General features: G+C 55.8%; 13 protein-coding genes and 1 pseudogene. 11 read left to right on the top strand and 3 right to left on the bottom strand.

Annotated features, from left to right (window positions below):
- Positions 1-217 precede the first annotated feature (217 nt).
- Entirely contained in the window at positions 218-1,111 is an 894-nt protein-coding gene (locus B145_RS0121030; protein WP_018609956.1) for a LysR family transcriptional regulator, read from the top strand.
- A gap of 257 nt (positions 1,112-1,368) precedes the next feature.
- On the opposite strand, the gene B145_RS0121025 is transcribed toward B145_RS0121030, so the two are convergent.
- From B145_RS0121025 to B145_RS0121015, 3 genes are all read right to left on the bottom strand, one after another.
- Positions 1,369-1,980: an FMN-dependent NADH-azoreductase gene (locus B145_RS0121025; RefSeq protein ID WP_018609954.1), complete on the bottom strand. Its 612-nt coding sequence runs from the start codon at positions 1,978-1,980 to the stop codon at positions 1,369-1,371.
- A 145-nt stretch (positions 1,981-2,125) separates the two neighbouring features.
- The gene (locus B145_RS0121020; RefSeq protein ID WP_018609953.1) at positions 2,126-2,770 is read right to left on the bottom strand and encodes an NADPH-dependent F420 reductase; all 645 of its coding nucleotides are present in this window, start codon (positions 2,768-2,770) and stop codon (positions 2,126-2,128) included.
- 461 nt (positions 2,771-3,231) lie between these two features.
- Positions 3,232-3,867 carry a TetR/AcrR family transcriptional regulator gene (locus tag B145_RS0121015; protein ID WP_018609952.1) on the bottom strand — a complete coding sequence of 212 codons (636 nt, stop codon included), beginning with the start codon at positions 3,865-3,867 and terminating at the stop codon, positions 3,232-3,234.
- A 253-nt stretch (positions 3,868-4,120) separates the two neighbouring features.
- Here B145_RS0121015 and B145_RS0121010 point away from each other — a divergent pair, with 253 nt between their 5' ends.
- The 10 genes and pseudogenes from B145_RS0121010 to dctP all read left to right on the top strand — a co-directional run.
- Positions 4,121-4,909 carry an SDR family NAD(P)-dependent oxidoreductase gene (locus tag B145_RS0121010; protein ID WP_018609951.1) on the top strand — a complete coding sequence of 263 codons (789 nt, stop codon included), beginning with the start codon at positions 4,121-4,123 and terminating at the stop codon, positions 4,907-4,909.
- A gap of 34 nt (positions 4,910-4,943) precedes the next feature.
- Entirely contained in the window at positions 4,944-5,912 is a 969-nt protein-coding gene (locus B145_RS0121005) for an alpha/beta fold hydrolase (protein ID WP_018609948.1), read from the top strand.
- A 10-nt stretch (positions 5,913-5,922) separates the two neighbouring features.
- Positions 5,923-6,747 carry an SDR family NAD(P)-dependent oxidoreductase gene (locus tag B145_RS0121000; protein WP_018609947.1) on the top strand — a complete coding sequence of 275 codons (825 nt, stop codon included), beginning with the start codon at positions 5,923-5,925 and terminating at the stop codon, positions 6,745-6,747.
- Positions 6,748-6,784: 37 nt separating this feature from the next.
- Positions 6,785-7,630 (top strand): alpha/beta fold hydrolase, encoded by an 846-nt coding sequence (locus tag B145_RS0120995; protein WP_018609945.1) that lies wholly within the window; start codon positions 6,785-6,787, stop codon positions 7,628-7,630.
- A 59-nt stretch (positions 7,631-7,689) separates the two neighbouring features.
- Positions 7,690-8,088 carry a hypothetical protein gene (locus B145_RS0120990; protein WP_018609943.1) on the top strand — a complete coding sequence of 133 codons (399 nt, stop codon included), beginning with the start codon at positions 7,690-7,692 and terminating at the stop codon, positions 8,086-8,088.
- A 7-nt stretch (positions 8,089-8,095) separates the two neighbouring features.
- A complete protein-coding gene (locus tag B145_RS0120985) occupies positions 8,096-9,346 on the top strand; it encodes an NADH:flavin oxidoreductase/NADH oxidase family protein (RefSeq protein WP_018609940.1) in 1,251 nt (416 codons plus the stop codon).
- A gap of 54 nt (positions 9,347-9,400) precedes the next feature.
- On the top strand, positions 9,401-10,387 hold the full coding sequence (acuI, locus tag B145_RS0120980; RefSeq protein ID WP_018609938.1) for an acrylyl-CoA reductase (NADPH): 987 nt from the start codon (positions 9,401-9,403) through the stop codon (positions 10,385-10,387).
- A gap of 118 nt (positions 10,388-10,505) precedes the next feature.
- Positions 10,506-11,507 carry an NADP-dependent oxidoreductase gene (locus B145_RS0120970; protein ID WP_018609936.1) on the top strand — a complete coding sequence of 334 codons (1,002 nt, stop codon included), beginning with the start codon at positions 10,506-10,508 and terminating at the stop codon, positions 11,505-11,507.
- A gap of 124 nt (positions 11,508-11,631) precedes the next feature.
- The gene (locus B145_RS0120965; protein ID WP_018609935.1) at positions 11,632-12,015 is read left to right on the top strand and encodes a tautomerase family protein; all 384 of its coding nucleotides are present in this window, start codon (positions 11,632-11,634) and stop codon (positions 12,013-12,015) included.
- A gap of 43 nt (positions 12,016-12,058) precedes the next feature.
- Positions 12,059-12,511 (top strand): annotated as a pseudogene (gene dctP, locus B145_RS26515) (TRAP transporter substrate-binding protein DctP); the annotation flags it as partial.
- Positions 12,512-13,169 lie beyond the last annotated feature (658 nt).

Raw genomic sequence — 13,169 nt, 5'->3', positions numbered from 1 at the left:
TGAATACCAAATAGGTTAATTCGGTGGGACATTTCAGTTGGTCGAATTGCTCAATACGGCATCGCTGGAAATGGCGAAAAAGTACCCCTGCAACAGTCAGGCTTTATGGCCAGAAGATGAAGTGGGTCATTGATACCATCAGATTAAGACCGCCCTGATTTGTTGATTAGATGGTAAGGTTGGATTGGACTCGTCCAATTTAGGAAACAATCTCTTCATGGTTGATCTGAACGACATCGCCCTTTTTGTGCAGGTTGTACGTAACGGCAGCTTTGCTGAGGCGGCCAGACGCCTTGGCGTTCCGCCCAATACGGTGAGCCGACGCGTCCAGCAACTTGAGGCGCAACTCGGCATGCGACTGCTACAGCGCTCCACGCGCAAGCTCACACTCACCAATGCAGGGCAGGCATTCCATGATCGCTGTGCAAGTGCAGTCGAGGGTTTAAACGAAGCTGCTGTGGAATTAATGACGGGAACCCAAGAACCTTCTGGCCTTGTGCGCGTTGCGGTGCCCGCAGATTTCTTCGACTTCGTAGCAATGGAGTCGGTAGGTGAATTTTTGGCGACATACCCACGGGTGCGGCTCGACTTTGTGCTCAGTGACGCAAAGGCCGATCTCATCGCAGAGCAGATTGATGTGGCCTTTCGCGCGGGGCCCATGCAGGACTCAGGCTATATCGGCCGCCAAGTGCTATGTGACGACTATGACTGCTTCGTTGCTAGCCCTGCCTACATTGCTGCACGCGGTGTGCCCGCCACCTTGCAGGACTTGATGAATCATGACTGCGTGAGTTTCGCCTTTCCTGGCAACGTCACCACATGGAGCCTGGCAGGGGCTGATGGCATCGCTGAAGAGGTCCGGGTAATCCCCCGCTTTAGCGGCAACACGATTCAGGCGCTACGCAAGGCATCCTTGGCCGGGCTTGGAATCACGCTTATGCCTCAGTTGATTATCAAGCGCGACTTGAATGCTGGCCTGCTCGTACCAATACTGCCGCAATACAAACGTACCCGCCAAGGCATGCATGTGCTCTATCCGAGCAAGCGGCATCTACCTCTGGCGGTGTCGCTATTTATCGAATTGGTGGTACAAAAACTGCGCGAGCTATAAACATCTCCGGTAGCAATGAACTCAAAGCAGTACCGATAACGCAGCAAGCATGGCTAGGGTTTTCAAAATCGGTGGGGTTTTGGCTGAATGATCCAAATAGAAAAATAAGGCCGGGCTGTTTGATTTCTCAGCTTCGGCCTAACCTGTTTGTGATACAGCTTTGTGGCGCCTCTCCCGCAATAAGGCAGCGGCCCCGACGGAAAAAACGTTGTTCTATGACATTCTGATTTCCGAGGGGTTGAGTGCGGGATGTGTTGTCATGAGGTTAACGCTTCGATCTGTGACTTGGCCTTCGTAATCGCAGTGATCTTGGATTCCTCACCAAGTGCCAGTCCTTCTGCACGGATGATCGTGACTTCCGTCAGACCAATGAAGGCAAGTGCCGCCAGCAGGTAGCTCTCCTGATGATCAAGGCCAGCCATGGGGCTGCCATCAGAATAGACTCCGCCACGTGCTGAGGCTATGAATACTTTTTTGCCTTTTACGAGTCCTTCAGGGCCATTTGTACCGTACTTAAAGGTACGTCCGGCAACGCTGACACGGTCAATCCAGCCCTTCAACTGCGTGGGGATCGAAAAGTTGTACATCGGCGCGCCAATCACAATGATGTCAGCGGCAAAAAGGTCGTCGAGGTAGCTAGCACCGAGGGCGAGATCCTGGGCGAGTGCGGCATTGGCAACGGGGCCTCCCTGGAAAACAGCCAAATGAGCATCCGACAGATGCATCGCTGCATCGGCGACGAGGTCTCGCCGCACCACTTGTGCGCCAGGATGAAGCGCCTGTTGCCGGGCGACGATGTCGGCAGAGAGCGCGCGACTGACAGAATAGCCACCCAGAATGCTGGAATCGATATGCAAAATAGTTGTCATTTGAAATTCCTTTTACCGCTCGATCAGGGCAAGTAATGACATTTAAGAGTAGCACTGCTTTTGCAAAATACTTGCAGCCATCATTTCCGTCTGGAGTACCGCCAACCATGTGCCCTGCAGCACAGTCACCTCCGGCCTTGCCCGACTAAATTTTAATGAAGTTGGTCGCTGCCAGCACGCCGAAAGGCAGCTCAGCCAGACGGCCGCCTACGTCCAGTACGCCAAGGTCCACCGGAAAATAGCCGATCGCTTCGAGGATCTTGCGGACTTCGGCCTTGGCCGCCGCATCGTCGCCAGAATAGAACTGGACGCGCTGACCACCCGACACCTCCGGCTCCGCAAGTACCCGGACATCCAGGTGATTCAAAGCTTTCACGACACGCGCACCCGGAACCAGTTCGCGGAACACTTCACTGGAATACTTGCCGCCAAGATCGATCGCCTTGATGCCATAGGCGGCGAGCGGATTGCTCGGGTCTTTCGCGTCAGGTGATTCAGGGTCAAGGAATTCAACTGGGTTGGTACCATCAATCACGATGCGGCCATTCCATGCTGGCAGGTTGCCCAGCACCTTACCCAGATCACTCCACCTCACGGCCACCACAACGATATCTGCACTGGCCGCTTCGGCAGTAGTGCCAGCCTTGATTGAAGGGCCTAACTCAGCCACGAGAGAAGCCAGGGACGCTGGCCCGCGACTGTTCGAAATAATGGCCGGGATGCCTTTGCGGGCGAGTGCCCGTGCCACATTGGAGCCAAGACCGCCTGCGCCGATGATGCCGATATTCATGATTCATTCCTCTGTTTATAAGGAGCGCTGGAAATTTCGACTCCCGGCGCCCCGAAGGCTGGTGGTATACAGTCACTGAACTGAACAAAGAAAGCGCTGACGGGAGAGAACTCTCATGCACAGGCAGTTGATGAACGAAGAATATAGACGCGGGCATTGCACGACTAGACGGAAAAATAGTGATACACCCGTCCATTTTTAGAAGCAATCAGCGAGAAGAAAACTGCGACCACACGCTTTGAAGGAATCAATCCAGCCTCACCTCCCGCAGCAGTACCCTGCCAATCAGTCAGATTTTGGTTTCGTTTTGTTCAAGGGCCACTTGGATGGAGAGCAGACAATACGGTGCTTGATCGGCCCGGATGAGTATGTGAAGAAGTACCGGTCACCCCTACCTGACCGTCGGCGTTTAGCGGCGATGGAGCGCCGCCACGCAGCTCCATGCCAAATCCATCAATATTCTATCCTTGCTTCGGTTTGGCGAAGCCGTCGATGCCCTCATCGTGCGCAGTTACTTGCGCGGTTATGGGTGGGCGCAGCGAAGCAAGAATCTCGTTGCAGCAAACTGACAAGATTTCGTCAGCAAGCGGAGAATTGTCCGGACATGCGCGTGACATAACCATCGCTCCCACCGCATGCGCAAACGTATTGAGGGTCTTTTCGCGCAACTGGGCCGACTCTCTGGCATTCATAGCTGCACGCTCGCCGCATAGTGTCGTGATTAGGCCCTCAATACCGGCTGCAAATATGGCCCGAAGCGCTTCTGGTTGGCGAGCAGCATCCCCACACAGCGCGGCCATTGTGCAGCCCGTAGCGCGGGTGTCACGGTGCTCACGCGAGAGGTACTGACGTACAAACTCCAACATGTCCGCGCCAGCAGCCAGTTCTGCAGTTTGAGCGATGGAGCAGGCGGCTGCTTCCGCCATCAAATCAGCCTTGGAGCCGAAGTGTTTATAAAAACCACCGTGGGTGAAACCGGCTGCGGCCATTAGATCGGCAACCCCAATCCCATCGTAGCCGTGCTCCCGAAACAGGGTAGACGCCGTCTCCACCACACGCGCCCGATTGGCTTGTGCCTGTGCCTTTGTGACTTTCATTTCTCGTCTGCGGTGTTTATCTCGAAGGCTCCATTATACATTGATGTCGATCATCATTAATGTATTGACTTTATAGATTACGTTCGTCATCATTGCTGCAGATCAAATACTGAACGCTGCAACAACATGTCCGACAAATTGCCTTCTGAACCGTATCTGCCGGGGCTTGCATCGACAGTGGCCTAGCTTTCTCCAACCAAAGCACACCTGTGCTTGCGCCATACCAAAACCATTTTCGAAAAGGAAATCATCCATGACCACTCTTCCAACAGTCTTCATCACGGGCGCCTCCAGCGGCATCGGAGCCACCTACGCCGAGCGCTTCGCTCGCCGTGGTCACGATCTCATCCTTGTGGCGCGTGACAAATTGCGCTTGGATAAATTGGCGGCACGCCTGCACGAAGAAAGCAATGTGGCTGTCGAAGTGGTTCAGGCTGATCTGACGCGACCGGCCGACCTGTCCGTCCTTGAAACTCGTCTGCGTGATGACGCTCGAATTGGCATCTTGATCAACAACGCGGGCATCGCTCAATCGGGGGGCTTTTTAGCGCAATCCGCCGAGGCCATTGAACGCCTGATCACGCTCAACACCACCGCGTTGACGCGGCTCGCGGCTGCGGTCGCCCCGCGCCTCGCACAATCGGGTACGGGCGCGATCGTCAACATTGGCTCGGTGGTAGGGTTCGCGCCTGAATTCGGTATGTCGATTTACGGCGCCACCAAAGCTTTCGTGCTGTTTCTGTCACAGGGGCTGAGTCTGGAACTGTCGCCCAAGGGCGTCTACGTGCAAGCGGTGCTGCCGGCATCGACCCGCACTGAGATCTGGGAGCGTGTCGGCATTGACGTCAACACCCTTCCCGAAGTGATGGAAGTGGGTGAGTTGGTGGATGCGGCACTGGTCGGCTTCGATCGCCGCGAGTTGGTCACGATCCCGCCGCTGCATGTTGCCGAGCGCTGGGATGCGCTGGAGGGCGCGCGCCAGGGGCTGATGTCGGACATTCGACAAGCCCATGCGGCTGAGCGCTATTGGCCGAATGCCTGATGCATTTTTGCCGCCCCTACTTGGACCTAATCTCATGTCTGATTTGATGAAAAAAACGCTTGGCCTCTTCGCGCTGTCTGCCTTGCTTATCTCCCCACTTGTCGCGGCCAGCGATGCGAACTCGACGAGCGTTGTCACAACCGCTACGGCGACCGCGCAAGGGGTGGCGTGGAAAGACGTCCCTACTCAAATCATTTCGGTTGGTGGCGTGGACTTCGCGTACCGTGAGCTTGGGCAACAAAACGGCGGCACCCCTGTGGTGTTTCTCGCTCACTTGGCTGCGGTTCTGGACAATTGGGACCCTCGGATCATCGACGGTATTGCCGCAAAGTACCACGTGATCACCTTCGATAACCGAGGCATCGGCGCATCCACAGGAAAGCCAGCTAACACGATAGAGCAGATGGCAGACGATGCCATCACCTTCATCAAGGCCAAGGGATTCACGCAGGTTGATCTCTTTGGATTTTCAATGGGTGGGATGGTTGCCCAAGAAATCGTGTTGAAAGAACCGCAACTCGTCCGCAGGATGGTGCTCACGGGGACGGGACCAAGGGGTGGAAAACACATCAGCGCTCCTTGGCTGACCTTCTACGACATGATGCGCGGCTTCTTCACGGGTCAGGATGCAAAGCAGTTTCTGTTCTTCACGCGCACGCCTAATGGCATCGAGGCAGGCAAGGCATTTCTCGCTCGGCTGAAAGAGCGCACTGAGAATCGTGATAAGGAAATCGCCGTGAGTGCGTTCCTGGAGCAATTGTCAGCCCTGAGCGCTTGGGAGGCCGAGCCGCCCGCCGACCTGTCTGTTGTCACACAGCCGGTCCTCATCGCCAATGGTGACAATGACCGGATGGTTACTTCGGAAAACTCGCCTGACATGGCCAAACGATTTCCGAATAGTCAGCTCATCATTTATCCGGATGCGGGGCATGGTGGAATTTTTCAATTTCACACCGAGTTTGTGACAAGCGCACTTGAGTTTCTTGGCTGCTCTACACAATAGGGAGAACGAGTTGAATACATACAACACCATCAACGTTGGCAGGCGTGCGCTGGTGACCGGCGCATCCAGCGGCATTGGCGCGGCAATCGCGCGTGAGCTGGCGGCAATCGGCATTGATCTCGTGCTGACGGCGCGGCGCCGCGACGCACTCGATGCAGTCGCCGCGACCTGCAAGGGCGTGAAGGTCGAGATCGTTACCGCAGATCTCGGCAAGCCCGATGCCGCGCACGCGCTCTGGGACGCCGCCACTGCCAACGGCCCGATCGACATCCTGATCAACAACGCTGGGTTCGGCTATTTCCGCCGGTTCGACGAGGTCGACTGGTCGCGCGACGCGGAACTCATCCAACTCAACTTGACCTCGCTCGTCGCGCTCGCACGGTGCTTTGTTGACGCGCACAAGGCTGGCACCGCTCCTGCGCATATGTTGAACATCGCGTCGACCGGCGCATACCAGTCCGTGCCAAACATGGCGCTGTACGCAGCATCGAAGGCGTTCGTCCGCAACTTCAGTGAGGCTCTCCATGACGAGCACCTTGGCACGCCGCTGTCGGTGACCTGCATCTGCCCTGGTGGTACCGAAACGGCTTTCCATGCCGCATCCGGCGGGGGCGACTACTCGTGGATCGCAAACGCATCGATGAAAAGCGCGGAGTTTGTGGCGCATGCCGCAATCCGCGCGATGCTGAGCGGCAAACGCACGATTGTGCCCGGCCTGCTCAACAAGCTGACGTGCTTCGGTGTGCGCTTCATGTCACGGAGGTTGGCATCGCGGGTGGCGACTCAAGTGCTCGGCAAGCCACGGTTTGCGCTGCCGACGCGAAGCTTGACTTGAGATCGCAGCCAGAACCCACCCACAAAAGGATTTCAACATGAGCCACACCCACCTCACCGCAACCACCCGCTTTGTGGAAGTCGATGGCGACAGTCTCGCCTATCGTCGTTGGGGCAATGCCACGTCAGACCAACCGCCTTTGTTATGCCTTCAGCATTTTCGTGGCGGCATGGACAATTGGGACCCCATGATGACCGACGGTCTTGCCGAGGGCCGTGAAGTCATCCTCTACAACGGTCGCGGTGTTGCGTCGTCTGGCGGCAAACCGCGTACCCGAATCGAGGACATGGCCGACGATGCGGCAGCCTTCGTGCGCGCACTGGGCCTGCAGCAGATCGACCTTCTGGGCTTTTCGCTGGGCGGCTTCCAGGCACTGGATCTGACTTGGCGCCATCCCACTCTGGTGCGCAAACTGATGCTATTGGGTACTGGCCCGCGCGGCGGCAACCCCGACATGGAACAGCGCGTGCTGACCACCGCGGTCAATCCTGTCCCCGATTTCGACGATTTCTTCTACCTGTTCTTTGGTCGCTCGGCACAGGCCAAACAGGCCGCGATGGCGTTCTGGGAGCGACGTCACCAGCGTACTGACCAAGATCCGCCGTCGTCCCAAGAGGCCGCGATTGCACAGATCGAGGCCAACCTGCTGTATCTGCCAAGACTTTCGGAAGACGATCCCTTCGCCTACTTGCGTGGCATCAAGCAGCCCACGTTCATTCTTAACGGCGTGAACGACGTAATGATCCCGACGATCAACTCGTTCTACATGGCCCGCAACCTGCCGAACGCCCAGCTGTTCATCTACCCAGACGCCGGCCATGCAGCGCAGTTCCAACACCCACAGCGCTTCCTGGGTCATGCGCTCCAGTTCCTGAGCGAGTGACGTAATGGCAATCACAGCCCTAACGCGCTCACGCCACGCCTAAATAAAGGATGTCCGAAATGCTCAAGTTCAAATTCCTGTTGTGGGCATTCGCCCAGATGCTACAACGAAAGATCAAAACCGACCCCGACTGCGCACGTTACGCCAAGCCCAAACGCTTGGTGTTTCAGATTCGCACGGCCTCGGGTGCTGGCCGCCACTTCGTTATCGAACATGGCGTGGTCCAGTCCTTTGCCGGACTGACCAAGACCGCCCAGTTCACACTCAGCTTCACCAATGCTGCCAAAGGTTTCGAGATTCTGTCGGCCAAGGACGCCCAGGCAGCCTTCCTCAGAGGGGTTGGCAGCAAGGATTTGATCATCAGCGGTGATTTTCGAGAAGTGATGTGGTTCCAGGGACTGACGGCATTCCTGCAGCCGCCGAAAGTCGTTTCTCCCTATGACCGCACCGCGTTTTGAGGTCCCTATGAACACAGACCTGCTGAATCAAGCGTTGACTCTCCCCAACGGCACCGTACTACGCAATCGACTCGCCAAAGCGGCCATGAGTGAAACACTGGCTACCTACGACAATCGCCCGACCGCGGACTTGGTACGACTGTACCGGCGCTGGGGTTCCTCGGGGCTGGGAATGATCTTGACGGGCAACGTGATGATCGACCGTCGTGCACTGGGCGAGCCAGGCAATGTGGCGATCGAGGACGAGGCAGACTTGCCTGTCCTCAGGCAATGGGCACAAGCGGCAACCGAGCAAGGGGCGGCAATTTGGGTGCAGCTCAATCATCCAGGCAAACAATCAGCCAAGGGATTGAATGCGTACAACCTCGCACCCTCGGCTGTGCCTTTCCGCGAGGATATGGCGACACTATTTGAAACCCCGCGCGAAGCCACCACGTCCGAGATACAGGACATCATCGAGCGATTCGGCCGGAGCGCGGCCATCTGCAAGAAGGCCGGATTCGGTGGCGTGCAGATCCACGGGGCGCATGGTTACCTGGTCAGCCAGTTCCTCTCTCCGCACCACAATCGGCGCAGCGACGAATGGGGCGGTAGCCTCGAAAACCGGCGGCGCTTTGTGCTGGCCGTTTATGCGGAAATCCGCCGCCAGGTCGGGCCGGATTTCCCGGTGGCGATCAAGCTCAACTCGACCGACTTCCAGCGCGGCGGCTTCACCGAAGAAGAGTCGCTCGAGACGATCCGGGCGCTGGCGGATGCGGGCATCGACCTGATCGAGATATCTGGCGGCACCTACGAGGCCCCCGGCATGGGCGTCAATATGCAAGAACCAAAGAAGGCTTCCACCCTTGCCCGCGAAGCCTACTTCCTCGAATTTGCCGAGAAGGTGCGTGCCACCGTGAAGGTGCCGCTGATGGTGACCGGCGGCTTCCGCACCGCAGCCGGCATGAACGCCGCCCTGCGTACCGGCGCGCTGGATGTGGTGGGCCTGGCGCGGCTGCTGGCGATCGACCCCGACGCACCCTCCGCCTTGCTGCAGGGACGTGACAGCCCGCAGCAGGTCCGCCCGATTATCACCGGTCTCAAGGCCGTTGATCGCATGGGGGTCATGGAGGTGTGGTGGTACGAGCGCCAACTCAAGCGCATTGCAAGGGGCAAATCGCCACGTCCCAACGAAAGCGGGCTGTCAGCTTTCTTGAAGTCTGCTTTAACCGGCGGTTGGGGCACCTTTCGCACGCGGCGCCTGCGGGCGCGCAATTGAGCGGAGCCCCCTCAACATGATGTCCGACATATAGCACTCCAAAGGAAAATGACCATGACATTCAAGGCGCTGCTAGCCACCAAAACCGGCGTGGTGGTTTCTACCACCTTGGTCAACTTCGACGAAGCCGACCTGATGCCAGGCGATGTCACCGTTGCAATCGACTATTCGACGGTGAACTACAAGGACGCGATGGCGATCAGCGGTAAAGGCCCCGTGATCCGACAATTCCCGCTGATTCCGGGCATCGACTTTTCGGGCATCGTGCAAGCCTCGTCGCACGCGGGGTTCGCAGTGGGCGACCGCGTTGTCGCCAACGGTTGGGGCCTGAGTCAAACCCACCACGGCGGCTTCGCGCAGAAGGCGCGCGTCAGCGGCGACTGGTTGGTCAAGCTGCCGGAGGTGTTTTCGACGCGCGATGCCATGGCCATTGGCACTGCGGGGTACACCGCGATGCTGTCCGTACTCGCACTTGAGCACGCCGGAGTGACCCCAGACAAAGGCGACGTGTTGGTAACCGGGGCTAGCGGCGGGGCGGGCTCCATCGCTATCGCTTTGCTATCCCACTTGGGGTACCGGGTAGTCGCCTCGACCGGGCGCCTGGATGAGACGGACTACTTGCTTGCTCTGGGTGCGTCAGAAGTCATCGACCGCCGTACGCTGTCTGAGCCGGGCGCACCAATCGCCAGGGAACGTTGGGCGGGGGCGATCGACTCGGTGGGTAGCCACACACTGGCCAATGTATTGGCGCAGACCTGTTATCGCGGCGCAGTGGCAGCCTTTGGGCTCGCCCAGGGTGTGGACCTGCCTGGCTCGGTGCTGCCCTTCATTCTGCGCAACGTAACCTTGGCCGGCATCGACTCGGTCAACGCACCCCAGGCTTTGCGCTTGCGGGCATGGGCACGTCTTGCCTCCGATCTCGACCTGGGCAAGCTCTCGCACGCTACGCGGGTGATCGGCCTAGCCGAAGTTCCTGGCCTAGCAGGCTCGGTGCTTCGAGGCGAGGTACGTGGTCGTACGGTCGTCGACGTCAACGCATGATGATCATCCCCAAGGAATCCGCGATAGCCAGCGCCCAGTCACTCGCCGACCTCCTGGTTGGGCCTGATCTGATCCAGTTACGTCTCAACACAATTGATTACAACGGAGTCAAAACGATATGAAAGCACTCACATTCAAACGCTATGGCAAATCTCCCGAGATTGGTTTCGCCGAAGTTGCTCATCCCTCGCTGAAAGCCGATGAAATGCTGGTAAAAGTCTACGCAGCCAGCGTAAACCCGATCGACAACATGGTTCCTACCGGCATATTCAAACCAGTGCTGCATTTCCAGCTTCCGGCTACGCTGGGCAGCGATTTGGCTGGTGTAGTAACAGAGGTCGGCAACAAGGTAACTCGTTTCAAAGTAGGTGATGCTGTCTTTGCCAGCATTTTCGACCTTGGCACGGGCTCAATTGCCGAGTTTGCGGTCGTCCCAGAGAGCGCTGCCGCTCCAAAGCCTGCCAATCTGGACTTCGTGCAGGCCGCATCGATCCCGATGGTCGGGCTCACCTCGTGGCAGGCACTGAAGGAACGCCTCAATCTTCGCGCCGGCCAGAAAGTGTTCATTCCGGCAGGGTCTGGCGGAATTGGTACGTTTGCGATTCAGTTGGCAAAATACTTGGGTGCCAAAGTAGGAACGACAACCAGCACGGGTAATGTACCGTTGGTGAGCCACCTTGGCGCAGACGAGGTTGTCGATTACAAGAAGCAGGAATTCGAGAAAGTGCTTCGCGGTTACGACGCAGTGCTTGGCACAGTCAGAGGTGATGCGATTGAAAAATCCATCGACATCCTTAAACCCGGAAGCAAGATCGTTTCCATCGTCGGCCCACTGGATGCGGCGTTTGCTCGCGCTAAGCGCTTGAACTTTGTGCTCACGTTCGTGTTCGGGTTGATGAGCCGCAAGATCATTCGGGTCGCCAGAACGCGGGACGTCACCTATTTATTTCACTTTGTGCGTCCCGACGGGACTCAACTCAACGAAATCGGCAATCTTCTTGAAACGAAGCACATTCAGCCGGTAATCGATAAGGTCTTTCCGTTTGAGCAAGCAAAGGAGGCACTTGAGTATCTGGCTCAAGGCCATGCCAAAGGGAAAGTTGTCATCCAGATGCAATGAATGCATCGCAGCCCCTTGACAGACGAACACTTCTTTCTATCTGATCAAATCTAAATTCCACACCCACGATCCAGAGCAATGCGCAATCTGGTCAAGTACTCAAAAAATCTTAAAGGAGAGGTAGATGCCTATCGTTCGTATCGACATCAAAAAGAATCCTGACGCATCCTATGCCAAAAGACTGGGCAAGGTGGTTTTTGATTCAATGAAGGCTGCGATTAACGTCCCTGACAAAGATAACTTCCAGGTTCTGACGGAGCATGACGACAACCACTTCGTCTATGACCCCACATATCTCGGGATCAATCGAACCGATGGGGTGGTGTTTATCCAAATCACGCTCAATGAAGGACGGACGACAGACCAGAAGAAACTTCTCTACAAGACGATTGCTGAAGGACTTAACCGAGAGGCGGGCGTTCGACAGGAGGATGTTTTCATCAACCTGATCGAGGTCAAAAAAGAGAATTGGTCGTTTGGAGGTGGCGTTGCCCAGTACGCGACCTGATGCTTGGTGCGCCATGCTGGGTCTATAGACAGTATTTGAAACACTAATAGAAAATTTTGGTGCCAAATCAATACCTACGCCATTTAATAAGGTAGGCGATGCGTTTCAGACTGGGAAAATTGACTACGCGGAAGGCGGGATGGTGGCCTATATGGGGATGGATTTATACAAATTGGCGCCCTATCTTATGCTAGATGAACACATGTTGATTCCTGAAGTGCTTGTGATGTCTAAAAAGGTATGGGATGGATTGTCTTCCTCTCAACAGGAAATCATCAAACAGGCTGCAGGTGAAAGTTCTGAGTACATGAGCAAACTTTGGAAAGACCAAGAGAGCGCCGCGATGAGTTCGGCCAAGAAGTCAGGAGTAACGATTATTTCACGCTCACAGATTTCGATGATAGGAATAGAAGCACAGGCCATCAAAACTTATAACTCATTTATTAAAAATCCCAGCGATTTAGAAGCTGTGATGAGTATTGTAACTACAAAGTAATGGAGAGTATTTGACTATTAAATCAGCAACAAAATAGAATGCAGAGCCCCATCCACTACCAATTGATTCTACGAGATACAACTCATGCGAGTTGTGTAGCGTAAATTGTTGCCAAGTTAATGCAATATGTAAAATGATCTGCGTGTGCAGTTAGAAGCCGCGACGCACGGCATCGGAATCTCGCTACTACCGGAACCAATTGTTTCTTCCGCATTGCGTTCGAATTTACTCACAAGAGTCCTTCCTGATTGACATGCGGCTGAGAAAATTATTCATATGCTGTACCCATCTCCACGTGGCATGCTGCCCTCCGTTAGAAGTCTGATTGATTACCTGTTGATCCATTTTCCAGCGGGTATTCAGGAGGCTGATGTTTGAAAACCTATAAAGACAGGTATTCCGTCCCGTTAATTAGTTTGCAAAATCTCTCGATTTTCTCCAGGATGGATTCGATCGTGGCAGTCCAAGAAAATGGCTTGCTGTCGCTGTTGTAATGGGCGACAAAGTCAACGAGCGAACCTATTCGGGTAAGATATGCAGCAGACGCACTCCCCTCCAAACCCTTATTGCAGGAAAGGAGGCATGGAAGGAAAAAGTTGACTTCCTGAATTGATCTGACAATCCAGCACCGTCAGAACGGGGAACTGTCAGATCAAGT

Origin of the sequence: Uliginosibacterium gangwonense DSM 18521, assembly GCF_000373965.1 — a bacterium.
GTDB lineage: Bacteria > Pseudomonadota > Gammaproteobacteria > Burkholderiales > Rhodocyclaceae > Uliginosibacterium > Uliginosibacterium gangwonense.
Note: the sequence above shows the minus strand (reverse complement) of the source record. Positions and strands in the feature narration are given on the sequence as shown.